Origin of the sequence: Longispora sp. NPDC051575 (assembly GCF_040681875.1) — a bacterium.
In the GTDB taxonomy this organism is placed as follows: domain Bacteria; phylum Actinomycetota; class Actinomycetes; order Mycobacteriales; family Micromonosporaceae; genus Longispora.
The window spans coordinates 75,488-100,307 of record NZ_JBFAZP010000001.1; the positions used below are offsets into that span (position 1 = coordinate 75,488).

Here is a 24,820-nt window from a genome sequence, read left to right on the forward strand (position 1 = left end):
AGGGCCACGCCGTGCACGACTCCCCCGGACCACCCACCACCGACCCGCTGTTCGGCTCCGGCATCCGGATGTCGGCCGGCTGGGCCCAGCACGACGGGGCCGGCGCTGACCTCGGGTTCGCCACCATGGTCCGCCGGCTGCCCCGGCTGGTGGCGACCGCGTTCGCGCTGGCCTGGGAGGCCGGCCGGTGGACCCTGCCGCTCGCCATGGTCGCCAAGGTCCTCGCCGGGGTCGCCACGGCCGTCGCCCTGCTGGCCACGAACCAGGTCCTCGCCCAACTCCTCGCCGGCCCGCCCAGCCGCGAACGGCTCACCGCGGCGCTGCCGGCCCTCGCCACCGTCGCCGTCGCCGGGGTGGCCCGCAGCGTGCTGTCCTCCGTCGGGGACGCCGCCAGCGGCCGGCTCGCGCCCCGGATCGACCGGGTCGCCTACGTCCGGCTCCTGGAACGGGCCGTCGACGTGGAGCTGGCCGTGATCCAGAACGCCGAGTTCCGCAACCTGATGCAGGCCGCCGGGCGCGGTACGCTCGCCGCCCGCCAGGTCACCGCCGGCACGATCGCGCTGCTGGAGGCCCTGGCCGGCCTGCTCGGCGCGGCCGGCGTACTGGCGGTGCTGCACCCGGTGCTGCTGCCCCTTCTGCTGCTCGTGATCGTGCCGTCCGCGTGGGGCGCGGTCCGCACGGCGCGGGCCCGGTTCCTGTCCATGAAGCGATGGACCGAACTGACCCGCCAGCTGGACAACCTGGCGAACCTGCTGACCGGCTCCGCCTCCGCCGAGGAGGTCCGCGCGCACCGGACGGGCGACTTCCTGCTCGGCCACTACCGCCGGCTGGCGACCCTCTCGGAGGACGAACAGGCCCGGCTCGCGCGCGGCGAGGCCCGCACCCGGCTGGTCACCGACGGGCTGTCCGGACTGGCCCGGCTGGCCACGTTCGCCGCGCTCGGCGGGCTGCTGCTCGCCGGCACGGTGCCGCTGGGCGTCGCGGCCACCGTGGTCCTGGCGATCCGGACCTGCACCCAGAACCTGGTCGCCCTGGTCACGGCCGTCAACTCCCTCTACGAGCAGGGCCTGTTCGTCCAGGACTGGCAGCGGGCGTGCGCCCGCGCGGAGGCCGAGGCGATGCCGGCGCACGCCGCGAAGGTCACCGGGCCGCCCGCCGCGATCGAGGTGTCCGACCTGCACTTCACCTACCCGAACGCCACCCGGCCGGCGCTGCGCGGCGTCAACCTCACCGTCCGGCGCGGCCAGATCCTCGCGCTCGTCGGGGAGAACGGCTCCGGGAAGACGACCCTGGCGAAGCTCCTCGTCGGCCTGTACCTGCCCACGGCCGGCACGGTGCGCTGGGACGGCCGGTCGACCGCCGACCTGGACCGGGCCAGCGTGTTCGACCAGGTGGCCCTGGTGCCCCAGGACTTCGTCCGCTGGCCGTTCACCGCCCGCGTCAACGTGACGATCGGCCGCCCCGACCGACCCGAGACCGATCGGACGGGTACCGGGCGGCGTCTGGCCGAGTCGGCCCGGTTCGGGCGCGCCGACGAGGTGGTGGACCGGCTCGACCAGGGCTGGGACACGCTGCTCGCGCCGGAGTTCTGGGGCGGCACGACCCTGTCCGGCGGCCAGTGGCAGCGGATCGGCCTGGCCCGGGCCCACTACCGCGACGCGCCCGTGGTCGTGTTCGACGAGCCGACGGCGGCCCTGGACCCGCGCGCCGAGCTGGAGGTGTTCGACAAGGTCTGCGACCTGGCCGGCGCGGGCCGCAGCGTCATCCTGGTCACCCACCGGCTGGCCTCGGTCCGCCGGGCCGACCAGATCCACGTCCTCGACGAGGGGGTCGTGGTGGAGCACGGCGACCACGACGCGTTGATCCGCGCCGATGGCCGCTACGCCGAGCTGTACCGGCTCCAGGCCGAGCAGCACGCCGTCCCCAGTGGATCCACCGGTTGACAGCATACTCAGATCATCTTTATGTTGTGGGTATGGCTGTGCTGCGCGAACCCACGTTCCTGATCCTCGCCGCCCTCGCCGTGCGCCCCCTGCACGGCTACGGGGTGATCCAGGAGGTCGCCGCCCTGTCCGACGACCGGGTGGTGCTCCAGGCCGGCACCCTCTACGCCGCCCTGGAGCGCCTCGTCGCCGAGGGCCTGGTCGAGCCCGACCGCGAGGAGCTGGTCGACGGCCGCCAACGCCGCTACTACCGGCTCTCAGAGGACGGGGTCGGCGCGCTCAACGAGGACCTGGTCCGCCAGCGCCGCAACGCCAACGCGGCGGCCGCCCAGCTCCGCCGCCGGGCCGCGTCCGACTTCCTCCCAGGCGCGGACCCCGCCCCGGGCATGGCGTTCGGCGCGACGGCGTGACCGCGCCGGATCCCGGGCCCGGGAAGACCGCGCCCGACAAGAGCCTCGTCCGGGGGTACCGGCGCCTGCTGCTCGCCTACCCCCGCGACTTCCGCCGCCAGCACGGCGAGGAGCTGCTCGACACCCTCCTGGAGGCAGCCCCCGCCGGTCGCCGCCGGCCCACGGGCCGCGAGACGGCGAACCTGCTCCGGCACGGCCTGCGCCGGCACCTGGGCCGCCCGCGCAGCCCCCGCATCGTGCTCGTCGCGGTGCTGTTCTCGCTGGTCACCGGGGCCCTCGGCGGGGTCTGCGGGGTCTGGGCCAGCTGGTCGGCGGCCCGCGACCTGCCCGGCCCCGCCGCGACGGCCGCGATCGCGGCGGCGGTGATGCCCGGCCAGACCCCCTTGCACCAGTCGCGGAACGAGGAGCTGTTCTTCTACGACGACCCGACCGACGCGTCGACCATCCTGTACGGGGCCGACGACTACTCGCCCGGCCGGCTCCACTTCCTCTACGCCGCCACCCCCGAATCCGGGAACCGGGCCGGGTTCGCGCGCATCGCCGGGGAGCGGCTGCGCGCGTCCGGCTGGCGGGTGACCGGTGTCCGGCACGACGACTGGGGCGTGGTCGTGTGGGCGGAGAAGGACGGCCTGCTCGCCAACGTGTCCGACACCACCAACGGCTGCGGCTGCGTCGACCTGACGATCATGCGCGACACCCGGTGGTGGATGTGGCCGGCGGGGGTCGCGGGCGGACTGGCCGGCGCGTTGGCCGGCTGGCTGCTGCTCGGCTGGCTGAGCCGGCGGATCCACGGCCGCCCGCTGCGCCAGGTGGCGGTCAACCTGTGCGGCCTGGTCTTCGGGTTCGCCATCCTGCCCGCGCTGATGCTGTGCGGCCTGGCCGTGGTGACGGCGGCGGTCCGCTCCGGCCCGGGGCAGCCGGAGCCGCCGTGGCTGGGGCTGGTCTACCTCGGCCGGTTCCCGGCGATCGTCGCGGCCGGGGCCCTGCTGTGCGCGGTCGCCCTGGCCGCCCTCCCGCACCGCCGGGTCACCGACCGCGCCACCTCCCACCCGGGCAACGCCACCTGACCGGCACCCGGGCACCTCGTACCCGGAAAAAGGGGTTGGCCCCCGCTCAGGCGCGCCGGTAGCGCAGCAGGACCGTGTCGCCGTCGAAGGTCCGGGTGTCGACCAGCGCCAGGCGGAGCCGGTCCTGCGGCTCCGGGAACAGCTTCTTGCCGCCGCCGAGGACGACGGGCTGCACGACCACCTGGTACTCGTCGATGAGCCCTTCCCGGGTGAGCGCCGAGGCGAGCTGTGACCCGCCGGTGAGCAGCAGGTCCTTGCCCGGCTCGGCCTTCAGCGCCGCGACCTCGGTCGCCAGGTCCCCGGACAGGACCGTGGTGTTCCAGTCGGCCTTGTCCAGGGTGCGGGAGAAGACGAACTTGGGCGTGCGCCGCCAGACCGGGGCGAACGCCAGGTCGTGCGGGTGGTCGGAGATCGACTCGGCGTTCGGCCAGTAGTGGGACATCATGTCCCAGACGAGCCGGCCGTAGAGGAACGCGTCGGCCCGGGCGGTGAGCTCCTGGGAGTAGGCGGACAGCTCCGGCCCCATCACCGGCCAGTCGAACACGCCGTCGGGGGCCTCGATGTGGCCGTCGAGCGACGAGTGGACCAGGTAGACGAGCTTGCGCATGACGTGCTCCTTCGACAGACGGTTTCCGCGTAGGTCGAACCCGCCCGGCCTGGATCGACAAACCCCGAGGAACAATTTTTCCGGTACCGGGGTTCCGCGCACCTGGACCCGCAGCTCAGAGGGCCGTGTTTGACTCAGGGTATGCGTACGAACGTGGCGCGTGACGGTGCCGGGCTGGTCCTCGGGGTGCTCCTGGCGGGCACGGTCCTGACGGCGGCCGGCTGCACCGACGAGGAGCGCAAGCCCGCCGACCCGGCCCCGAACACGGCCCAGCCGTCCGGCTCGTGGACCGTCGTGCGGTGGCTGAAGAGCCGGTCGGACACGGAGGCCGGGCACGGCGAGGCCCTCGAGCGCCGCCTGACCCTGACGCCGTCGTGCGGCGCCGGCCGGTGCGACATCGCGGTCAAACCCGACGGGGCCAACGGCACCTACCTCCCCGAGGGGTACGCGTCGCCGGACCCGCCCAAGGCCGGCGCGCCGTACACGCTGAGCTGGAAGGACGGCGGCTACGAACACGTCGACCCGGCGTCGCTCGTGTCCTGCACGGCGGTCGGCGGCACGGTCGTCCCCGACGGGTACGAGGTCACGTCCACCACCACGCTCACGTTCACGCCGCCGAAGGACGGGAAGCCGGCGGCGCTGCGGGGCACGTACAAGGACCGGGCCAAGGGGGTCGGGCCGGGGATCGCGGCGAAGTGCACGGACTTCGACTCCGAGTGGGAGGTGGCCGGCGCGCCGACCCGGGCCGCGCTGGACGAGGCCGTGGACCTGGCGGGCAAGTACGTGGTGACCGAGGTGGTGCAGGCCGTCGAACCGCCGGGGGCCCGCCCGCCCGGGTACTCCGGGAACCTGTTCGACCCCGCCGTCGTCGCGAAGGCCGCCCCGGGCTGGACCGTGACCGGCACCGGGCCGCCGGCCACGCTGACCGCCGGGGCCGGCGGGTGGGGCGGGGAGACGTCCACGCCGATGGCCTGCAACCTCGGCGCGGGCGACATCGCGGGCGGGTTCACCCGGGTGGAGACGTGGTCGCGGCTGCGGCCGGTGGTGTCCACGGCGCAGGGCGCGCCGGTCCTGACCGGGCGGTGGTCGCTGCGGTTCGTTCCGACCCCGGCGGGCGCGGCGGCAGGGTGTGCCGCGTCGTCGAACACGGGGTATGTGCTGTTCGTGCCGGCGGGGGCGGTCTGACCGGACCGGACGGCGGTGTGTCCCACCGCACTCCACCGGGCCGCCCCGGGAGCCATAGGATCGGGCGATGACGACTCCGAATGTCCTGTTCGTCCTGGCCGACGACATGGGCTGGGCCGATCTGGGCAGCTACGGCTCGCCCGACCTGCGCACCCCGCACCTGGACCGGCTGGCGGCGGAGGGGGTGCGCTTCACCGACGGGTACGCGACCGCGCCGTGGTGTTCGCAGACCCGGATCGGGCTGTACACGGGGCGGTACCCGGCGCGGATCGCCGGTGGCCTGCCGGAGCCGATCGACAAGCCGAACCCCGTCGACGGGCTGCCCCCGGAGCACCCGACCCTGGCGTCCCTGCTGGCCGGCGCCGGGTACCGCACGGCGCTGTTCGGCAAGTGGCACTGCGGCTACCTGCCGTGGTTCAGCCCGACCCGCTCGGGCTGGCAGGAGTTCTTCGGCAACCTCGCGGGCGGGATGGACTACTACTCGCACCTCAACTACCACGGCGAGCACGACCTGTACGAGGGCGAGACCCCGGTGTCCGACCACGGCTACTACACGGACTCGGTCACCGACCGGACGTGTGAATTCCTGGGCCGCGCGCACGACCGGCCGTGGCTGCTCAACCTGAACTTCACCACCCCGCACTGGCCGTGGGAGGCCCCGGGCGACCGGGCCAAGAGCGAGCGGTTGACGGCGCGGCTGCGGGCCGGCGGCACCCGGGTGTTCCAGGACCGCGCCGAGGGCTCCCGCGCGGTGTACGCCGCGATGGTCGAGCACCTCGACACGTCGATGGGCCGGGTACTCGACGCGCTGCGCGCCACCGGTCAGGACCGCGACACCCTCGTGGTGTTCGCCAGCGACAACGGCGGGGACTTCTTCTCGGACCAGGGCGGGCTCGACGGGATGAAGGGCCGGCTGAGCGAGGGCGGCATCCGGGTGCCGACGATCGCCTGGTGGCCGGGCCGGATCGCGCCCCGGGTCGAGGCCACGCCCGTGGTGACGCACGACTTCACGGCCACCGTCCTGGCGCTGACCGGCGTCGCCCCGACCCTGCCGCTGGACGGGGCCGACCTGTCCGGCCTGCTGCTGGACGGCACGCCGCTCGCCGAACGGGACCTGTTCTGGCGGATCCGGGACTCCGCCGCCCTGCGCCGGGGCCGGTGGAAGTGGCTGCGGACGGCCGACGGCGAGGCGCTCTACGACGTGGTGGCCGACCGGGGCGAGACCACGGACCGGAGTGCGCGGGAGCCGGCGCTCGCGGCCGACCTGCGCGGCAGCTGGGAGCGGACGGACGGCACCCTGGTACCGCTCAGCAGCTGACCGGGGCGCCGGCGCGGACCAGGTTCTCCTGTACCCGTCCGAGCAGGTGTTTCAGGGTTTCCTTCTCCTCGTCGGTGAGCCCCTCCAACGCCAGGCGGTCGGCCTCGGTGATCGCCGCCTGCACGACGTCGCGGAGCGCCTCCCCGGCGTCGGTGGTGGCCACGACCACGGCCCGGCGGTCGTCGGCGGCCGGGGCGCGCCGGACGAGGCCGGCGCGTTCGAGCCGTTGCAGCGACTTGGTGACCGTGGACGGGTCGAGCGCGCACGCCTCCGCGAGGTCGGACTGCCGCAGGTCGCCGTGCTCCCACAGGACCTGGAGGAGCTGCTCCTGGCCGGGGTGCACGCCCGCGTCGCAGAGCAGCATCCCGACGAGCTGGGCGGCGGACCGGGCGGCGGGCCGCAACAGGCAGGTGATCGGCGTCACGTCCACCCTCCTTGTGATCGTTGGCTAGCCAAGCATATCTTATTGCTGAAGCAACTATTGGCTAGCCAAGTATGAGGAGACGTCATGTCCCGCGTGTTCGAGTCCGTCAAGATCGGCTCCGTGGAACTCCCGAACCGCCTGGTCATGGCCCCGATGACCCGGTCCCGCGCCGACGAGGGCGGCGTGCCCACGGCACTCACCGCGCAGTACTACGCGCAGCGCGCCTCCGCCGGCCTGATCATCACCGAGGGCACCCAGCCCAGCGCCGTCAGCCAGGGCTACGTCGCCACCCCCGGGCTGCACTCCGCCGAGCAGGTCGCCGGCTGGAAGCTCGTCACCGACGCCGTGCACGCCGAGGGCGGCCGGATCTTCGCCCAGATCATGCACGCCGGCCGGATCGGGCACCCCGACCTGACCGGGCGCAGCCCGCAGGCGCCGTCCGTCGTCCCGGCCCAGGGCACGACGTACACCCCCGAGGGCCCCAAGGACCACGGCACGCCCGAGGAGCTGACCGCCGACGGGATCCGCGAGACCGTCGCCGATTTCGTCACCGCCGCGCGCAACGCGATCGAGGCCGGCTTCGACGGGGTCGAACTGCACGGCGCCAACGGGTACCTGATCCAGCAGTTCCTCTCCGACAACGCCAACCGGCGCACCGACTCCTACGGCGGCTCCGTCGAGGGCCGGATCCGGTTCGCCGTCGAGGTGGCCACCGCCGTGGCCGGGGAGATCGGCGCGGCGCGCACCGGGCTGCGGCTGTCCCCCGGCGGCACCTACAACGACGTCGCCGAGTCCGACCCGGCCGCGCTGTACCTGGCCCTGGTCCGCGCGCTGGAGCCCCTCGGCCTGGCGTACCTGCACCTGAGCGCCACGGAGACCGACCCGGCCCTGGTGGACGACCTCCGGCGCGCCTGGTCCGGCCCGCTCCTGGTCAACACGTACGCCACCGGGCCGCTCGCGGACCTCGGGGCGGCGGAGGCGTGGCTGGAGCGCGGCGCCGACGCGGTGGTCTACGGCCGGGCGTTCCTCGCGAACCCGGACCTGGTGCACCGCCTGCGGACCGGCGCGGAGCTCACCGCCCCCGACGACGCGACGTTCTACGGCGGCACGCACGTGGGCTACACGGACTATCCCGTAGCCGCCTGAACTCCGCCCGCGCCGGCCGCCAGCGCCCCCGGGTTCGGGGGCTGGCGGCCTTCGGCGTGCGCTCCGGGACAACTGCCCCACCCACCCCACCTGGGCCGACACTCCCCCGCCCTCGGGCCGGGCGCTGGACGTACCCCCCGATGGTGCTCCGCGCTGGAGACCGGTGGACAGTTCCGGCTATTGTGCGTCGAGTCGTTCGCGGGGTGACGTGATCGGGAGAGGTGGGGACATGCGCCGACGGGCGGGCAGGATGTGGCCGGGGGTCGTGGTGCTCGGCGCGGTGTTCCTGGCGGCAGACCCGGCGGCGGCGGCCGACGAGATCCAGACCACCGTCAACCCGGCGGCGGTCACGCTGCGGGTCGGCGGGTCCCCGGTCACCGTGGGGATCACGCTCACCAACGCCAGCGCCGTGCCGGGCAACGCCGGCTTCACGGTCACGATGCCCGCCGAGCTGGTGGCGCAGGGCGTGCAGTTCAATGGCGCCACCCCCACCTGCCAGACCGCGCCGACGACGGTCACCTGCCCGTCGGTGCCGGTGCCGGCGGCGGCCAACGCGGCGGTCACCGTGTCGCTCGCCCCGCCGGCGCAGTCCGCGCTGACCGCCGGGCAGAGCGTCGCCGGCACCGCCACGGTGTCCGGGGCGTTCACGACCACGGCCGCCGGGGCGATCGCCGCCACGTTCACCGCCACCCTGACCGGCCCTGTGCCCACCGGGGTGCCGTCGATCACGGGCCGGGTGCTCGACGCCGAGGCCAAGCCGGTCGCCGGCGCGGTCGTCACGATCACCGACCCGACCGGCAAGTCCCGGGGCGTGACCTCCGGGGAGACCGGCGCGTTCACCTACACGGCGGCGACCCCGGCCGACCAGTTCGCGCCCGGGGTGCTGACGCTGGTCGCGACGAAGTCCGGCTACACCCCCACGACGGTCACCCGGACCGGCACGGTGGGCATCCCCCTCACCGACGTGGACGTCCCGGTGACGGCGGAGGCCGCGAAGAACGGCGCGGTGCAGCGGATGGAGGCCGCGACCGAGCCCGAGGACGGCATGAGCCCGATGACCACGTTCCTGCTGATCGTGGGCGTGCTGCTGCTCGTGGGCGGCGGGGCGGCGGCCTTCTTCCTGCTCCGCCGGGACCGCGACACCGACGAGGGCCCGGCCCGACCCACACCCCGGGTGTACCGGAGCGGGACCGAGCCGGTGCCGACGTCCGGTCCCCCGGCGCCGGCCGAGGACCACACGGCGACCCAGCTGCTCCAGGCCGTCCGGCCGCCGCAGCAGCCGGCGGGCCAGCCCCGGCAGCCGGCCGCCCGGGACCGGCCCGGCCGCGAGCCGAAGCCGTGGGACTGGCTCGACGACTAGGGCGCCCCTTCGGGACACGCGCAGGTGTGGCCGTCCACCATGGGCGGCCACACCTGCGTTGCCACCTGCTACGAGGCGTAGACGCCGAGCTCCCAGAACGAGAAGCAGTACCGGGTGGCCCGCTTGACGCCGTAGAACCGCACCCAGCGCGTGGTGACCGGCTCGAACCGCGCGGTCTCGATGCCGCCGCGTCCGGCGGTGGTCGACCAGACCGTCCGCCAGGTCTGGCTGGCCTCACTCCACTGCTCGAGGCGGTACTCGGACGCGTACGCGGGCTCCCAGTCGATGGTCACCCGGCCGACGGTCTGCTCGGAGCCGAGATCGACGTACCACCACTGCCCGTCGTTCCAGGAACTGGACCACCGGGTGCCCCGGTTGCCGTCGACGGCCTGCCCTGGCGAGAAGTTCACGAACGGGTTCCACTCCACCGAACTGGCCGTGGCGGGCTTCCCGGCGGCGAGGTTCGTGCCGAGGCCGTGCGCGGCGGTGGCCGCCCAGGTCCTCAGGTACGACTCCGCGCCCCTGGCCATGTCGTCGATGACGGCCTGCCCGCCGACCATCCGGACGTCCTCGATCCAGTCCGGGATCAGGCCGTAGTGCGCGGCACCGTCGACGTTGACGTCCCAGACCCGGTCGCCGGTCCTCAGCCGGTCCATCGTCGTGGCGCCGTCGAAGCTGCGGTACGGGTAAACCACCGGGTTGGGCGCGCCGGTGCGCGGACCGGGCCAGCCGCCGACACCGTTCATGTCGGAGCCGAAGCCGTAGCCGACGTTGTACCGGTCGCGCAGGGCCTTGTTGCGCCGCCACTCGGCGACGAAGCTCTCCGAGGCGTTGTCGTAGCCGGTGATGAAGCCGCCCAGCTTGTACACCCGCTCGGACCAGCCCGTGTCCATCCAGCTGTGCGTGGACAGCACGCCGGGGTACTTCTCCGCCTCGAGGATGTCCAGGGTGCGCGCGGCGGCCTTGACGCTCATGTGGTCGATCTCGACCATCATGTGCCGCTCCATCATGCGGCGCAGCGCGTGCTCGCCGAGCCGGGTGAGCCCCCGGGTGTTGCAGCGCTTGGCCGGGTCCTGGGGAATGATCGGGTTGTCCATCTGCGGACCCGGGCACACCTCGGTGTTCCACGTGGTGGCGCAGCAGGAGAACTGCCCGGCCTGCAGGACCTGGCCGATGGTGCCCGAGTCGAAGCGCACGCCACACAGGCCGTTGTCGAACTTGTGGCACAGGAACATGCTGCGCACGCCGAGCGAGTACAGCTCGTTGATCCCGGCGTCGATCTGCCCTTCGGTGCACTGCGCGACGTCCATGATCATCTTGCAGCCGAAGGGTTCCGAGGTCTCCACCCCGAGGATGATCGCCAGCTTGCCGTCCTTCACCACCTGTCGGGCCTGCTCCGGGCTGGTGACGATCCGGAAGAAGCCCTTGCCCGGGCCGCCGTAGACGCCGTCGATGTAGGCCTGCATCTCCCAGGACTTGGCCGCTTCGAGCCGGATCGCGTCCATCTCGTCGCAGCCGCGGTCCTTCGGCATGATCGGCAGGGCACACAGGACGCCGTTGGTCACCAGGTCGTTGACCATGACGCGCAGCCCGCCGCGCCACGCCCGCTCGATCCAGGCGTAGTAGTTCTGCTGGTGGGTCAGCGACTGGTGGGTCGGCCACTCCTTGAAGGTCGGCCAGCCGACCGGGTCGTGGTGCCCGTCCGGGTCGGCGGTGAGGTTCTCGAAGGTGGCGCCGGCGCCGTCGGGGTAGTGCTCGGGGCAGTCCTTCAGCGCGTCGGCGACACCCGCGGGCGAGAACGCCTTGCCGCAGATCAGCCTGCCGCCGAAGCCCTCGTTGGCGAGAATGTGGTTGTGGCCGTCGACGAAGCCGCGGACCTCCCCGTTCACGGTGCCGGTGAACGGGGCGCCGGTCGCACCGATCCCACTGTCCGGACTCGGCCGGTTAGACGGCTCCCACCAGTTCGACGCGGCCGACGACGCCGGCGTGACGCCGACGGTGAGCGCGATCGTGACCAGCGCCGCCACCGCGAGTGACAGGACCCTGCGATGCCGTCTCATGTGAACCTCCTGTGCCGCGCCCCGAGATAGACGTCCATCTGGGTGATGGTGACGGCTGACACATACATGAGTCAAGCTCACGTTATTCACACCGCCTCCACGCCGCCGAACGCCTGCTTACTGAACGCCCGTCCCATGTGTCCACGCGACCGCATCGACCACCGGGCGAGGCGCACCCCACCGACCACCACGACGCGGGGCCCGGACCGAGGACAACGGCTCGATCCGGGCCCACTGAGGATCCGGTGACGGCACACGCGCACCGACGAATGCCCGACCCAGGAGAATCAGACCTCCGAGGTGTACGTGGAGAACAGCAGGTTGTCCGTCGGCACCCCGCCGTTGTTGTAGCAGATGACTGGCGCGGAGATCGTCGAGCCGATGTTCGCCCAGACCTTCTCCAGCTGGCAGTAGAACCCGGGCGGGCCGCCCAGGGCCGTGACCTGCAGGTGGGTCCGGCTGACGCCGACGGCGTTGAACTTCATCGTGTACCGGCCGGGAGGCGCCGCCACGAACGAGTTCGGCGCGCCGACGGAGTTGTAGCTGCTCCCGGGGGGCGCGGCCACCAGGTTCGACTGGTACGCGAGCCGGGTCGGCGGGCTCACGGCCCCGAACACCGACCGCTTGTAGTGGTACGACAGCGTCCACCACGTGTCGACGAGCGTGCCGTTGGGATCGGTGCACGACACGGGTACCCGGTAGTCCGGCCCCGAGTAGAACCAGTTGTCTATCTTGCACCGCCGGGGCAGATCGTTCGGGTGCACGGCGGTGGCCTGCAGGTCCCCGTCGTACGCGCCGGTGCTCAGCGCGGAGAACTTGACCTCCCACTTGCCAGTGCCGGTGTGCGTGATCGTGTTGGCCGCGCCGGCCGAGTTGTAGCTGGCCAGCAGGCCACCGGCCGGGTTGGAGTACACGTAGGCGTGCGCCCCGACGCCGCCCGGCGCGCCCGAGCTGCGGGTGTAGGTCACGGTGAACGCGGACGGGTCCGGGCTGGGACCCTTGAAGCACAGCACGGTGACGAGCTTGGTGGTACCGCTGTCGTACCAGTTCTCGACCTCGCAATAGCGCGCGTTGTCGTTGACGGCGGTCACGTGCACGATGCCGTTGGTCGAGGCGCTGCACGGCAGCTTGACCTGGTACTTGCCGGTGGTGACCTGGGTGACCGTGGCCCAGGAGCCCGGGCAGGACGTGCGGAACGTACCCCACTGGTAGTTGGTGTTGAGGACGGTGCCTGGGGCCGGCGCCGGATTGTCCGAGTAGGCGAAGGCCCACACGTCCGGGACCGCGGCCTGGGCCGGGGCGGCGGACAGCGGGACGGTGGCGGCGAGGACGAGGCAGCCGGCGAGGGCCAGCAGTCTGCGACGGAGAGCGAACATGGCTGCTCCACGGTGGAGGGGGTCGCGACCCGGGGAGGGGTCGCCCCGTGGGTGCACGGGGTCGGCCCACCCTAGGGCAGAGATCGACGCCCGTCAGTCAATATGAGGACTCCTCGGCTATCTGGTATCCCCTGCCCTCTCCCAGTCGTGCGGCTCTCCCGTGAGGTCCCGCATGGCGGACCAGGTCTGGCCGTGCAGCGAGATCTCGACCCTGAGGCTTCGCCTCCCGAGAAAATGTTGGCTCGCGACCGCGAGGGGGCCGCTGTACAGGCGTGCCAGGAACTCGCCGAGTACGGCCTCCGGGACATGATCGAAAACGTACTCGTCTGCCATGACGCGAACAGGACCCTGGACTCCGGAGAACGAGACACACACGTCAGGCCCGAAGTCGGCCCACATCCACAGGTCCGTCAGCGTCGGGTCGAACGACACCGGTCGGACCTCGGACTCCAGACCTGGCACCGAGGCACGTAACTGTTCGACAATCGACGCCGCGTAGATGCCCACCGCTACCTCCGCAGTCCGTAGCGAGGATCCGCCTGGGTGTCCGGGCCATCCGGACGTGTCAAACACGTGACTGCCCGCCACCTCACGCCCCCGCGTTCATCAAAGCAGGGATGTCCGGGCCGTTCGGTCGAATTCGGCAGACAGTCGTCAGCCACACCACGTCGAGGCGTCCGTCCTGGACCCCGAAGTGCCACCCGCGCGGTCACAACCGAATCACAACCGGGCGGTCGTAGCCTGGCGGTGGCCGTCGACCCTCGTCCCGCTGTCGGACAGGCCCCGGCGGGAAGTGGCGGCCAGGGAAGGCGTCCCGTGAACAGAGTGCTCCGCGTGCCGATCCTGACCGTTGCGATAGTGGCCCTCTTCGCCCTGGCCCTGACGCCCGGCGGTCCGTCGCCCTCGCCCACCCGCGCGGTGGCCGCGCATCAGCCCCTCGGCGGGCAGCAGATCTACGGGGGCTGCCCGGGCTGCGTCACCACCTTGGACGTGATCTGCTGGGAGGGACCGCCGAAGTGCGTCGTCCCGGTCGTGCGGACCTTGCCGCTGACCCAGACCGTCACGGCGCACTACCGCACCGTGGCGATGACGGCCCGGCCGCAGGTCGACTACGTGGACGTGCGCTCCGGGACGGTGGTGATCCCGGCGGGGCGCTCCTCCGCCGAGATCGCGATCCAACTGCTGCACCCCGGATTCACCCACGACCGGAAGTTCGGGGTGGAACTGTTCGCCGTGTCGGGTGCCGGGGTGGAGAAGCCGATGGGGATCGTCACCCTCCGCCCCGCGCAACGCTAGCCGGCGTCGGAGGGCGCCGACGCGTCGGCCAGCGCCCCGGCCTGGCGGAACAGGTCGACGGACAGTTCGTGGTGGCGCCGGGCCTGCGGGGAGCGCCCGGCGCGCGCCGCGAGCCGGCCCAGGTCGCGGTGGATCGCGGCGGCCTCGTACGGGACGGGTGCCAGGTCGCGGGCCGCCAGGGCGCGGGCGAGGTGCTCGGAGGCCTCCGTCAGGTTGTCGGCGGCGAGTGCGATGCGGCCGAGGTGGGCCAGCGCGATCGCCTCCTGGTGGGGGTCGGCCAACTGGCGGCTCAGGGTCAGGGCGTGGCGGAAGTGGTCGGCGGCCGTGTCGAACCGGCGCTGGGCGGACTCGGTCAGCCCCAGATTGTTCAACGTGTCGGCCTCGTTGCGGCGGTCGCCGGCCCGCCGGCGCAGCTCCAGCGCGTCCTGGAACCGGGACGTGGCCAGGCCCCACTCCTCCCGGTCGCGGTGCGCCTGGCCCAGGCCGCTGAGCGCCGCCGCCTCCAGCCGCTGGCTGCCGATCTCGCGGCTGGCGGTCAGCGCCCGGCGCAGATGGTCGATGCCCAGGTCCGCGCGGCCCATCCGGACGTAGGCGTCGCCCAGGTTGTTCAGGGTCAGGGCGACGCCCAGCGCGTTGCCCTCGGCCACATGCAGGTCGAGTGCCTGGCCGTAGACGTCGACGGCCTCGGTGAAGCGCCGGGCGCCCGCGTAGGCGGCCGCGATGTTGTTGCGCACGTGGGCTTCGCCCCGCTTGTCGCCCTGGTCGCGCAGGACCACGAGGGCCTCGTCGAGGGTGGTCAGCGCCTCGTCGAAACGGCGGGTCGTCAGGTACGCCACGCCCAGGCCGCTGCCCATCAGCCCCTCGGCGACGGGGTCACCGGCGGCGCGGGCGGCGGCCAGCCCGCACTGGCAGAGCTGGATCCGCCGGGTCCAGTGGCCCCGGGAGTCGAAGAAGCCGGTGACGAGGTACGTCACCTGCCACGCCAGGTCGGGGCGGCCGGAGGCCACGGCGAACGTCAAGACCGGCAGCAGGTTGTCGCGTTCACCATCCAGGAAGGACAGCGCCTGGCCGGCCTCCTCCCCGAACGGCAACGTCGCCGGCCGATGGCGGACCACGACGCGCACCCGGTCCCGGCCGCGGTCCACGATCGTGTTGGCCGCGTCGGTCACCGCCAGGTACCAGTCGAGGATCCTGGCCACGATCTCCGCCCGCGCCCGCCCGGAGTCTCCCCGGTGCGCGCACTCCCGGGCGTACAACCGGATGAGGTCGTGGAACCGGTAGCGCCCGTGGGCGACCTCGGTGACCAGGTGCACCGCCGCCAACTCCTCCAACGCGCGGCGGGCCGCGCCGACCGGGACGCCGGACGCCGCCGCTGCCAGGTGCGGCCCGAACGTGGGGCCCGGGTGCAGGCCCATGGCGCGGAAGACGGCGGCCGTGACGGGCGCCAGCACCTGGTACGTGGACGCGAAGACCGTCCGCAGGTTGCGGGAGTCGCCCTCGACCGACAGCTCGTCGAGCCGCTCGTCGGTCGCCAGCTCGTCGGTCAGGTCGGCGATGCCCTTCAGCGGCCGGGAGGTCAGCTTGGCCGCCGCGATCTGGAGGGCCAGCGGCATGCGGTCGCACAGGTCCACCAGCCGCACGGCACTCGCGCGCTCCCGTTCCAGCCGTTGCGAGCCGAGTACCGCGTCCAGGAGCTCCAGCGCCTCGCCCGGGTGCAGCGCGTCGAGGTGGACCGCGTGCACCGCGTGGTGGGTGTCCAGCGCGGACAGGCGGTGGCGGGAGGTCACCACCAGCAGCGTGGCCGGGTTCGCCGGTACCAGGGGAAGGATCTGCGCGATGTCCCCGGCGTTGTCGGCGACGACCAGCAGCCGTCGGTCCCGGGTCAGGGTGCGGTACAGCCCGACCCTGTCACGCTGGTCGGCCCCGCCCCGGTCCGGCTGGTCGAGGCTGGCCAGGACGTGCGCCAGCACCTCGGCGGCCGGCACCGCCGCCGTCGGATCGTGGCCGCGCAGGTCGAGGAACACCTGCCCGTCGGGATAGCCGCCCGCGGCCCGGTGGGCCCACTGGACGGCCAGCGCCGTCTTGCCCATGCCCGCGGCCCCGGAGATCACCACCACCCGGGCGCGCGGGTCGCCGGCCATCGTGTCCAGGCGTCGCAGCTCGGCGCGGCGCCCGGTGAAGTGGCCGACCCGTCCGGGCAGCTCGGCCGGCTTCGGGCGCGGGGGCGGGGCCGGCTCGTCGGGTGCCGGGACGGGCACGTGCAGGTCGAGGGCCGGGTCCCGGCGGAGGATCTGGACGTGCAGCAGGGCCAGGTCGGGGCCCGGCTCGGCGCCCAGTTCGTCGGCGAGGTGCACCCGGAGCTGGTGGAAGAGGGTGAGCGCGTCGGTGGTCCGGCCGCACCGGTACAGGGCGAGCAGGGCCAGTCCGACGAGCCGCTCGTGGAACGGGTACCGGATCAGGAGCCGCTGTAGTTCGCCGACGGCGGTGCGGTGCCGGCCGAGGCGCAGTTCGCCCTCCCACAGGTCGCCGAGCGCGGCGAGCCGCACCTCCCCCAGCCGGACCAGCTCCCCCGCGGCCCACCCGAAGGGCTCGGCATCGGCGAACGCGTCCCCGCGCCACAGCTCCAGTGCCCGGTGCAGCCGGGCCACCGCCGCCGCGTCGGCGCCCGCCTCCAGTTCCCCCCGGGCCCGGTGGACCTCGCGCTGGAAGCGGTGCACGTCGACCTCGGCCGGGTCGACACGCAGCTGGTAGCCGGGGTCGCTGGTGTGCAGCACGTCCACGAGTCCGCATTCGTCGAGGGCCTGGCGGATGCGGGCGATGTGGCTGTGCAGGGTCTTCACCGCGGTCCGGGGCGGATTCTCACCCCACAGGCCGTCGACGAGCCACGTCCGGGACACCGCGTCGGGTATGCCGAGCGCCAGCAGTCCCAGCAGCGCCGGTTGGCGGTTGCCCGCGAACACGGCGTGCCCGGCCGGCCCGGTCACCTCGATCGGGCCGAGCAGCCGGATCCTGACGGGCGGGTCCGGCGGGGCGGGGGTGGTCGATGCCACCTGGGCCTCCTTCGGATCCGGTCACCGGTCGACGTAGTGCAGTTATGGCTATCTATCGATGCAAACCGAGCATAGGGCGTTGGGCCGGTAAACACGACAACCGTTTCACAGCCGTCCGACAGCCGGTCGTCGATAGACATCAGCATGCGATCGGCGGTCGTCGACGCACCACCACCGGCAGGGAGAACCCATGGGAACATCACGTCTGCGGCTGGCTCTCGGCGTAGCGCTGACCGCCGTACTGGCCGTCTCGCTCGGCGGCGCGGCGCTGGCCGACAACGGCGGTAGCCGCGCCGCCCTCAGCAACCGCACCGACGCCTACACCCGCGACCAGGTTGGCGACAACGGCACCGAGTCCAACCCGTCCACGGTGCCGGTCTGGGCCAGCCCCGACATCCGGGTCTGCCAGACGGCGTTGGGCTGCGCTGCCGACCAGCCCCTGATCGTCGGCAGCACCGCATACATCTTCGTCACGTTGAACAACGCCGGCCCCTACGGCAGCGGCCCGAGCAGCGGCACCCTGAACGTCTACTCCACGCTGCTGGGCGGCGCGGCCACCTGGTCGTCGCAGTTCACCCAGTTCGGCTCGGTGGCCGTCACGGCGTACCCGGGGGTCACCACGGTCACGGTCCCCTGGGTCAACGTCCCCGACGACGGTCCCCTGCCGGGCGCCCACTTCTGCCTGCTGACCCGGTGGGTGTCGCCGACCGACCCGATGACGTCGGAGGGCCCCAACGCCATCGCCAACACGATCGCCAACAACAACATCTCCTGGCACAACGTGGACCCGATCAACGTGAGCGTCGGCAACGTCGGCACGCAGTCGCCGTTCCACCTCGGCAATGTCACCGCCACCGCGACGCTCAACGACCTGGCCTTCGGTCAGCCCGGACGGCGCCTGGAGACCGTGGGCGGGACGATCATCGTCGACCTCGGCCCGGCGCTGTTCCAGCGGTGGCAGCAGAACGGCGCGAAGGGTACGGCGATCCGGGCGATCGGCGGAACCCGGATCCAGGTACTCGACCCGGGTAAGGCGAGGATCTCCGGCGTGACGGTCAATCCCGGCGAGCGGCCGCAGGTCGCGCTGACCTTCACCGCCACGCAGGCGGCCTCGGAGATCATCCCGATCACGGTGACCCAGTTCGGGCCGGGCAAGGCCGGTGCGGCGCCGACGGACATCGGCGGCGTCGAGTACCGGTTGACGGTCGGGCGGGGGTAGCGAGAGGTGCCGGGCCGTCCGGGGGGCGGTCCGGCACTGTCGCGTGTCCGATGGGGACCCCTGCCAGACCTGCGCGGGGGCGGCCGGTGGGTCGCCGCACGGCGTCCGCGCCGTGGCCGGCGGAGAGGAACGGACCAGCTAGGCGCTCCGGTGGTGCGCGGCGACCTGGACCAGGACGTCGAACACGTCCGCCGGGAGCGTGCGGTCCAGCCACTCGGTGACGATCGGCAGGGTGGTGGGATTGGGCAGGTCGGTGCAGTGCCGCCGGGAGTCGATGTGCTCGGCGAGGAGCCGCAACGCGTCGCGGACCAGATCCTGAACGCTCTCGCGGTCGGCCGGGCCGTTCGCCGTGACCAGGGCCGTGTAGAGGTCCTCGAACGCCACCCTGCCGGTGGCGCCGACGGTCGCGCTGGCGGCGGCCGACAGCAGGTCACCGGCGCGGACCGGGTTGGTGACCGTGATGGTGTCGAGGCTGAGCGGGGCGTAGCCGGGTGCGACGTACTCGGTGAAGTTGGTGATGTCACCACAGGTGCCGCCGTCCCAGCCCGCACCGCTGGGATCGACGCCCTCGATCCAGGTTTCGCCGTCCGGGCCTTCGATCAGCGCCCAGGCCGCGACCACCTCGGCGACCACGCCACCCTTGTTGTCGACGTCGGCGTACAGCGCTGTCCAGCCCGGGGCGGCCGGCACGAGGCCGATGATCTGGCGCCGACGGCGGTGCGGGTTGTCCATGCCACTCCGTTCCACGATGCGGATCCTCACACGGTAGCCGCGCTATCCCCATTCCCAGAACATGCCGTGCAGGCCGGGTGCCGCTCCCTGGACGGCCATGGTCGCGGTGCGCGTCGCGTCGATGGTGATCTCCCGCAGCACCTGGACCGGCGCGTCGGCCGACGGCTGGTAGTACTGGTGGCAACGTTCCGGGACGGCGTGCGGGTGAAATGTCACCTGGCCCACGTACAGGCCCGTGGTGGTGCCGAGGATGCGGGCGACGCGTTGTTCCGGGTTGCCCCCCGGCCCGAAGGTCAACTCGGTGTCGAAGAGGACGACCTCGCCCGGTCGCGCGACCCGGTCGAACAGAAGTTCGGCGATCCGGGTACCGGCCCCGCGGTCGGTGCGGATCCTGCCCAGCCGGCAGCCGGGTCCCGCGCGCAGTGTCGCGTCCGGGCGGGTGGGGTCATCGGCCTGGTGGGCCATGAGCCACCGGTCCGTCGGGGCCGCTGCCCGGGTGACGTGCCGCACGAGTAGTCGTGACTCGGCGCCGTTGGCGTTGAACTCGTAGGTGTCGCGGATGCGCAGCCGGACCATGTGGGGGTTAAGGTCGTCCGGACGGGCGTCGACGTCGAACTCGCCGAGCAGGTCGCGCGAGTCATGCAGGCGGCTGAAGCCCATGTCCGGTGGCTGGCCGATGAAGCGACCACGGTGCGGGGTCGTGCCCAGCAGTGCCGTCAGCGAGCCCGGGGGCAGCCCGAGGAGCCCGTCGAGCGTCGCCAGCGCCTGGAGGGAGCGGCGGCGTTCCGGACGTCGGGTACCGCGCCGCCACATGCTCAGGGTCGACACGCTGACCTCGACGCCGGCGGACGCCAGTTGGTCGCGCAACTGGTTCAGGCTGCATCCGCGCACCTCGATGGCGCGATCCAGGGTGCCCGCGAACAGCCCGGCACCGGTCGGCCTGTCCCGCTCCGGGCCGGCGACGTCGGTGTGTGGCGGCGGCTGTTCGTCGTCCGTGGTGCTCACGTCTTCAGTGTCGGTGATCCGGTGGTGGTCCGTGCGTCGATCGGCCGCCGGGTCGTGGGCGGCGGCGCGGCGCCGGACTCGTCCTGCGGTGTCATCCAGGCTCGGGCCACTGCCAGCGCAGGCCGCCGAGACCGCCACGGACGTCCTGCAGGGCCATGGTCGCGGTGTCGTGGTGGAGGCGGACCTCGTCGAGGATCAGTGGTTCGGAATCGATGGAATCCTGGGTGTAGGCGAAGACCTGTCGCGGCCGGCTGGCCGGGCTGAACCGGACCTGGCAGACGAACAGGCCGACCGGCTTGGGGAAGAACTTGGCCACGCGGTGATCGCGGTGCTCACCGGGCGCGAAGGACACCTCGTGGTGGAAGGAGATGTCCTCGCCGGCCCGCAGGACACGGTCGAACTCCAGCTCCGCGATCACCGATCCGAGTTCGGAGTACCGACGGACGCGCCCCAGCCGGCACCCCGGTCCCGTCCGGATCGCGGCGACGGGGCCGGAACCCTCGTCGATGTGGTTGATGAGGAAGTAGCGGTGCACATCGGTGATCGCGCGGGCGACGACCTCCTCGCGCAACCGGTGTCCCGCGCCGCGTTCGTCGAGTTCGTAGAGCAGATGGCGACTGAGGAACGCCAGGCTCGGATTGAGGTGGTGCGAGAGGGGCGGCAACTGCAGGTCCTCCAGCGCCTGACGCAACGACGCCGACCGTCGGTAGAGCTCGCCGAAGCCGCCGGACGGTGGCCGGTCCACGTAACGCCCACGGGGAAGGGCCGGCCCCAGCAGGGACGACAACGCCGCCGGGGGCAGGCCCAGCTCCTCTTCCAGGGCGGCGACAGCCCGCAGGGACAACACGCGTTCGGGCTGGCGTAGTCCCCTGCGCCACAGGCTCAGCGTGGCCACGCTCACGGCCAGTCCCCGCCTGGCGAGGCGGGCCTGGATGCGGTCCATGCCCAGACCACGGGCCTTCAGCGCCCGGTCCAGGGCCGAGGCGAAGGTCCGGGCGCCTCCCGGACCTCCGGGCGATTCCGGCGCGCTGTCCGGGGTGCCGCTCACGTGGTCGATTATGCGCGCCCGGTGGTCCACAGCCGTTCCCTTCCGCGCTGACCGGCGGCAGGAGCGGCGCCTCGTCAGGGGTGTCGGAAATCTACGGCTCCGCGCCCGCGTGCGGCAAGAACCGCCGCGCGGCCGACGATTGACAGTTTCTGCACTTGCCCGGAGTTCGCGGCGCGCGAGATATCGGGCGTTGGGAAAGTAGAGAAACTGTCAATCTGCCGGCGTCGATTTTAAGACCTTCTTGAGCCTCCTCCATGCGAGTCTTCGTGACGATGAGCCCCTCGCGGCAGCGAGGGTCCGGCGGCGCTCATCGTGCTCCGCCGGGCGAGAAGACCCAGGGCTCCACCCTCATCCTGACAACGTTGTCTTACTCCAGAAAGGGTCGTCAGATGTTCTCCAGACCCCGCACATCCCGTCGTACCGGTCCACGGCTGGTCGCGGCCGCCGTGGCGCTCGCCCTCGGCGCGACGATCCCCCTCGTACAGGCCGCGCCCGCCCAGGCGGTGGCCGATCCGGCGAGCTACGTCAACACCCTCATCGGCACCGACGGCGGCGAGACCCTCCCCGGCGCCGTCAGCCCGTTCGGCATGGTGCAGTTCAGCCCCGAGGAGACCGCCGGCAACCAGACCCGGCCGGTCCGCCCCGGCGGATACCACTACAGCGCCAACAAGATCCGCGGCTTCAGCATGACCCACATGTCCGGCACCGGATGCCACGGTGGATCCGGCGACATCCCGTTCATGCCGTACATCGGCAACGTCACGTCCTCCCCCACGGGCGACACCGCCGATTCCACGTACGCCAGCTCCTTCTCGCACTCCAACGAGACCGCGACCGCCGGCTACTACCGCGTCGGACTCGACAACGGGACCAACGTCGAGCTCACCGCCTCCGCCCGCACCGGGTCCGCACGGTTCACGTACCCCGCGAACGGCGCCGCCAGCCTCCTGGTGCGCACCTCCAACTCCGAGGTGGGCAGCACCGCCGCGACGACGAACATCAACGTCTCCGCGCAGACGATCTCCGGCTCCGTCACGAGCGGCAACTTCTGCGGCGGGTACGGCGCGGAGACCAACATCGCCCGGCGCAGCTACTACACGCTGTACTTCACGGCGTCGTTCGACCAGCCGTTCACCGCCCACGGGACCTGGACGGACAAGACCCTCAACCAGACGGGCACCTCCGCCAGCGGGGGCACCGGCTACGGCGAGGGCGGCTTTCCGGCGGGGAAGGGTTCCGGCGGGTACGTCACCTTCGCCTCGGGCAAGGTCGTCAACGCCCGGATCGGCGTCTCCTACGTCAGCCCGGCCAACGCGCAGGCCAACCTGCAGGCGGAGAACCCGGCCGACGCGGGCTTCGACACGATCAGACAACGGGCCCGCGACGCGTGGAACACCGAACTCGGCCGGATGGAGGTGACCGGGGGCACCAGCGGCCAGCTGTCGACGTTCTACACGGCCCTGTACCACTCGCTGCTGCACCCCAACGTGTTCAGCGACGTCAACGGCCAGTACATGGGCATGGACCAGCAGGTCAAGACCGTGGGCGGCGGGCAGAACGCGCAGTACGCCAACTTCTCCGGCTGGGACGTCTACCGTGGCCAGCTGCAGCTGGTGACCATGCTGCGACCCGACGTCGGCGGCGACATCGCCCAGTCCCTGTACAACCACGCCCAGTCCAACGGCGGGGTGTGGGACCGGTGGACCCACAACCAGGGCGGCACGCACGTCATGACCGGGGATCCGGCGCACGCGGCGCTACCGAGCATCTACGCCTTCGGGGGAAAGAACTTCGACACCTCCGGCGCCCTGTCCTCGATGGTGCGCGCCGCGACCACGGTCACCCCGGAGGACAAGAGCATGGAGGGGTGGAACATCTTCCGGACGGGCGAGCGGCCCTCGCTCGACAAGTGGATGTCGCTCCACTACATCCCGACCACGTTCAAGGGGGGTACGGCCTGGGGCGGAGCCGGCGAGACCCTGGAGGTCTCGATCGCGGACTTCGCGCTCTCCCCGCTCGCCGGCAGGCTGGGCCAGACGGAGACGCGTGACGCCTTCGCGGCGCGGGCGCAGTACTGGAAGAACATCTACAACCCCGGCAACGGGGGCTACATCCAGGACCGCGACGAGGACGGCACGTGGGACTCGTTCGACCCCGCCAGCGACAGCGGTTTCGCCGAGGGCAGCGCGGCCCAGTACACGTGGATGATCCCGCACAACGTCGGCGGTCTCATCGCCAAGATGGGCGGAAACGCCACCGCCAACAACCGGTTGGACGCCTACTTCCACAACTCCGACGGATCCTGGGCGCTGAAGGACGCCGGCGGCCTGAAGTCGGCGATGGACAACGAGCCGTCGATCTGGACGCCGTGGTTCTACAACCACTCCGGGCAGCCCTACAAGACCCAGCAGACCATCCGTCAGACGGTCAACACGCTGTGGGGCCCCAACCCCACGGGCATTCCCGGCCAGGACGACCTCGGCGCCATGTCGGCGTGGTACGTCTTCGCCGCGATCGGCATGCACCCCCTCACCCCCGGGCGCGCCGAGATGCTGCTGAGCAGCCCCCTGTTCCCCAAGGTGGTCATCCACCGTGGCAACGGGGTCGACCTCACCGTCAACGCCCCCGGCGCGTCGGCGGGCACGTTCTACATCCAGAGCCTCAAGGTCGACGGGGCGGCGTCGAACCGGGCCTGGCTGCCCGAGTCGTTCATCGCCTCCTCCGCGACCCTGGACTACACCCTCGGCACCTCGGCGAACACGTCCTGGGCCGCTGCGGCGGCCGACGCGCCGCCGTCGTTCGACGGGGCCCCGCAGGGTACGAACCCGACGGTCACGAATCCGGGCAACCAGAGCGGTACCACCGGGAGCCCCGCGAGTGTGCAGCTGACGGCGACGGGTGGCACCGCGCCGTACACGTGGTCGGCGACCGGCCTGCCCGCCGGTCTGTCCATCGCGGCCGGTACCGGTCTGGTGACCGGAACACCCACCACGGTGGGTAGCTCGTCGGTGACCGTGACGGCCAAGGACGCGGCCAACCGCACCGGCAGCACCACCTTCACCTGGACGGTGGCGGACGTCGGCGCGTCGACGAACCTCGCGCTGGGCAGGACCGCCACGGGTTCGGCGTCGTGCAACTCGGGTGAGGGGCCGGAGAAGGCCGTCAACGGCAGCACCACCGACAAGTGGTGCTCTTCGGCGGCCTCGAAGTGGTTGCAGGTCGACCTCGGCGCCAGCCGCACTCTCGGCAGCTTCAAGGTCAAGCACGCCGGCGCGGGCGGGGAGGCGACCTCGCTGAACACCAAGGCGTTCACCATCCAGGTCAGCGCCGACGGCATCACCTGGAACACCGTCACCACCGTCACCGCCAACACCAGCTCGGAGACGACCCACCCCGTCACCGCGACGACCGGCCGCTACATCCGGCTCACCGTGACCACCCCGACCCAGTCGGGCGACAGCGCCGCCCGCGTCTACGAACTGGAGGCCTACGCCCCCTGATCACCACGGCGGGCGGGCTCGCGCACGCGGGCCCGCCCGACCGTACTGCGGGCAACGGAGTCAGACGGTGCCAG

19 protein-coding genes are annotated in these 24,820 nt (G+C 72.3%); 10 read left to right on the forward strand and 9 right to left on the reverse strand.

The window, feature by feature from the left end; genetic code table 11:
* The first annotated feature begins 11 nt into the window (after positions 1-11).
* The 3 genes from AB0M43_RS00255 to AB0M43_RS00265 are packed head-to-tail and all read left to right on the forward strand — an operon-like array spanning position 12 to position 3,420.
* A complete protein-coding gene (locus AB0M43_RS00255) occupies positions 12-1,943 on the forward strand; it encodes an ABC transporter ATP-binding protein (protein ID WP_363719616.1) in 1,932 nt (643 codons plus the stop codon).
* A 32-nt stretch (positions 1,944-1,975) separates the two neighbouring features.
* Positions 1,976-2,353 (forward strand): PadR family transcriptional regulator, encoded by a 378-nt coding sequence (locus AB0M43_RS00260; RefSeq protein WP_363719618.1) that lies wholly within the window; start codon positions 1,976-1,978, stop codon positions 2,351-2,353.
* Positions 2,350-3,420, forward strand: a complete 1,071-nt coding sequence (locus tag AB0M43_RS00265; RefSeq protein ID WP_363719620.1) for a hypothetical protein — start codon at positions 2,350-2,352, stop codon at positions 3,418-3,420. Before AB0M43_RS00260 ends, AB0M43_RS00265 begins: the two co-directional genes overlap by 4 nt.
* Before the next feature lie 46 nt (positions 3,421-3,466).
* Here AB0M43_RS00265 and AB0M43_RS00270 read toward each other — a convergent pair whose 3' ends face one another.
* Complete coding sequence (locus tag AB0M43_RS00270) at positions 3,467-4,027, reverse strand: dihydrofolate reductase family protein (RefSeq protein WP_363719622.1); 561 nt, start codon at positions 4,025-4,027, stop codon at positions 3,467-3,469.
* 141 nt (positions 4,028-4,168) lie between these two features.
* Between AB0M43_RS00270 and AB0M43_RS00275 the strand changes: the two genes are divergently transcribed.
* Positions 4,169-5,212, forward strand: coding sequence for a hypothetical protein (locus AB0M43_RS00275; RefSeq protein ID WP_363719624.1), 1,044 nt, complete (start codon positions 4,169-4,171; stop codon positions 5,210-5,212).
* A 67-nt stretch (positions 5,213-5,279) separates the two neighbouring features.
* Positions 5,280-6,530 carry a sulfatase-like hydrolase/transferase gene (locus tag AB0M43_RS00280; RefSeq protein WP_363719626.1) on the forward strand — a complete coding sequence of 417 codons (1,251 nt, stop codon included), beginning with the start codon at positions 5,280-5,282 and terminating at the stop codon, positions 6,528-6,530.
* On the opposite strand, the gene AB0M43_RS00285 is transcribed toward AB0M43_RS00280, so the two are convergent.
* Positions 6,520-6,954 carry a MarR family winged helix-turn-helix transcriptional regulator gene (locus AB0M43_RS00285; RefSeq protein ID WP_363719628.1) on the reverse strand — a complete coding sequence of 145 codons (435 nt, stop codon included), beginning with the start codon at positions 6,952-6,954 and terminating at the stop codon, positions 6,520-6,522. The genes AB0M43_RS00280 and AB0M43_RS00285 overlap by 11 nt on opposite strands.
* Positions 6,955-7,038: 84 nt before the next feature.
* Between AB0M43_RS00285 and AB0M43_RS00290 the strand changes: the two genes are divergently transcribed.
* The gene (locus tag AB0M43_RS00290) at positions 7,039-8,100 is read left to right on the forward strand and encodes an alkene reductase (RefSeq protein WP_363719630.1); all 1,062 of its coding nucleotides are present in this window, start codon (positions 7,039-7,041) and stop codon (positions 8,098-8,100) included.
* A gap of 229 nt (positions 8,101-8,329) precedes the next feature.
* Positions 8,330-9,460 carry a carboxypeptidase-like regulatory domain-containing protein gene (locus AB0M43_RS00295; protein ID WP_363719632.1) on the forward strand — a complete coding sequence of 377 codons (1,131 nt, stop codon included), beginning with the start codon at positions 8,330-8,332 and terminating at the stop codon, positions 9,458-9,460.
* Between the two features lie 68 nt (positions 9,461-9,528).
* On the opposite strand, the gene AB0M43_RS00300 is transcribed toward AB0M43_RS00295, so the two are convergent.
* From AB0M43_RS00300 to AB0M43_RS00310, 3 genes are all read right to left on the reverse strand, one after another.
* Entirely contained in the window at positions 9,529-11,520 is a 1,992-nt protein-coding gene (locus tag AB0M43_RS00300; protein WP_363719634.1) for a discoidin domain-containing protein, read from the reverse strand.
* 287 nt (positions 11,521-11,807) lie between these two features.
* Positions 11,808-12,896 carry a hypothetical protein gene (locus AB0M43_RS00305; protein ID WP_363719636.1) on the reverse strand — a complete coding sequence of 363 codons (1,089 nt, stop codon included), beginning with the start codon at positions 12,894-12,896 and terminating at the stop codon, positions 11,808-11,810.
* Positions 12,897-13,013: 117 nt separating this feature from the next.
* Positions 13,014-13,403 (reverse strand): hypothetical protein, encoded by a 390-nt coding sequence (locus AB0M43_RS00310; RefSeq protein WP_363719638.1) that lies wholly within the window; start codon positions 13,401-13,403, stop codon positions 13,014-13,016.
* A 309-nt stretch (positions 13,404-13,712) separates the two neighbouring features.
* Here AB0M43_RS00310 and AB0M43_RS00315 point away from each other — a divergent pair, with 309 nt between their 5' ends.
* Entirely contained in the window at positions 13,713-14,192 is a 480-nt protein-coding gene (locus tag AB0M43_RS00315) for a hypothetical protein (RefSeq protein WP_363719640.1), read from the forward strand.
* Here AB0M43_RS00315 and AB0M43_RS00320 read toward each other — a convergent pair.
* The gene (locus AB0M43_RS00320; RefSeq protein ID WP_363719642.1) at positions 14,189-17,242 is read right to left on the reverse strand and encodes a BTAD domain-containing putative transcriptional regulator; all 3,054 of its coding nucleotides are present in this window, start codon (positions 17,240-17,242) and stop codon (positions 14,189-14,191) included. The two genes, AB0M43_RS00315 and AB0M43_RS00320, sit on opposite strands and share 4 nt — an antisense overlap.
* A gap of 190 nt (positions 17,243-17,432) precedes the next feature.
* Between AB0M43_RS00320 and AB0M43_RS00325 the strand changes: the two genes are divergently transcribed.
* The gene (locus AB0M43_RS00325) at positions 17,433-18,461 is read left to right on the forward strand and encodes a hypothetical protein (RefSeq protein ID WP_363719645.1); all 1,029 of its coding nucleotides are present in this window, start codon (positions 17,433-17,435) and stop codon (positions 18,459-18,461) included.
* Positions 18,462-18,599: 138 nt separating this feature from the next.
* Here AB0M43_RS00325 and AB0M43_RS00330 read toward each other — a convergent pair whose 3' ends face one another.
* From AB0M43_RS00330 to AB0M43_RS00340, 3 genes are all read right to left on the reverse strand, one after another.
* Entirely contained in the window at positions 18,600-19,208 is a 609-nt protein-coding gene (locus AB0M43_RS00330; protein WP_363719647.1) for a hypothetical protein, read from the reverse strand.
* A 27-nt stretch (positions 19,209-19,235) separates the two neighbouring features.
* The gene (locus AB0M43_RS00335; RefSeq protein ID WP_363719649.1) at positions 19,236-20,198 is read right to left on the reverse strand and encodes a hypothetical protein; all 963 of its coding nucleotides are present in this window, start codon (positions 20,196-20,198) and stop codon (positions 19,236-19,238) included.
* A 91-nt stretch (positions 20,199-20,289) separates the two neighbouring features.
* On the reverse strand, positions 20,290-21,246 hold the full coding sequence (locus AB0M43_RS00340) for a hypothetical protein (protein ID WP_363719651.1): 957 nt from the start codon (positions 21,244-21,246) through the stop codon (positions 20,290-20,292).
* Positions 21,247-21,635: 389 nt separating this feature from the next.
* Here AB0M43_RS00340 and AB0M43_RS00345 point away from each other — a divergent pair, with 389 nt between their 5' ends.
* Positions 21,636-24,746 carry a GH92 family glycosyl hydrolase gene (locus AB0M43_RS00345; protein ID WP_363719653.1) on the forward strand — a complete coding sequence of 1,037 codons (3,111 nt, stop codon included), beginning with the start codon at positions 21,636-21,638 and terminating at the stop codon, positions 24,744-24,746.
* The last annotated feature ends 74 nt before the right edge of the window (positions 24,747-24,820 follow it).

What these genes read in the sequence shown, in the direction of transcription:
- AB0M43_RS00260 (WP_363719618.1), top strand. Translation starts at nt 1,976, where the DNA reads ATGGCTGTGCTGCGCGAACCCACGTTCCTGATCCTCGCCGCCCTCGCC.
- AB0M43_RS00270 (WP_363719622.1), bottom strand. Translation starts at nt 4,027, where the DNA reads ATGCGCAAGCTCGTCTACCTGGTCCACTCGTCGCTCGACGGCCACATC.
- AB0M43_RS00275 (WP_363719624.1), top strand. Translation starts at nt 4,169, where the DNA reads ATGCGTACGAACGTGGCGCGTGACGGTGCCGGGCTGGTCCTCGGGGTG.
- AB0M43_RS00280 (WP_363719626.1), top strand. Translation starts at nt 5,280, where the DNA reads ATGACGACTCCGAATGTCCTGTTCGTCCTGGCCGACGACATGGGCTGG.
- AB0M43_RS00290 (WP_363719630.1), top strand. Translation starts at nt 7,039, where the DNA reads ATGTCCCGCGTGTTCGAGTCCGTCAAGATCGGCTCCGTGGAACTCCCG.
- AB0M43_RS00295 (WP_363719632.1), top strand. Translation starts at nt 8,330, where the DNA reads ATGCGCCGACGGGCGGGCAGGATGTGGCCGGGGGTCGTGGTGCTCGGC.
- AB0M43_RS00300 (WP_363719634.1), bottom strand. Translation starts at nt 11,520, where the DNA reads ATGAGACGGCATCGCAGGGTCCTGTCACTCGCGGTGGCGGCGCTGGTC.
- AB0M43_RS00305 (WP_363719636.1), bottom strand. Translation starts at nt 12,896, where the DNA reads ATGTTCGCTCTCCGTCGCAGACTGCTGGCCCTCGCCGGCTGCCTCGTC.
- AB0M43_RS00325 (WP_363719645.1), top strand. Translation starts at nt 17,433, where the DNA reads ATGGGAACATCACGTCTGCGGCTGGCTCTCGGCGTAGCGCTGACCGCC.
- AB0M43_RS00345 (WP_363719653.1), top strand. Translation starts at nt 21,636, where the DNA reads ATGTTCTCCAGACCCCGCACATCCCGTCGTACCGGTCCACGGCTGGTC.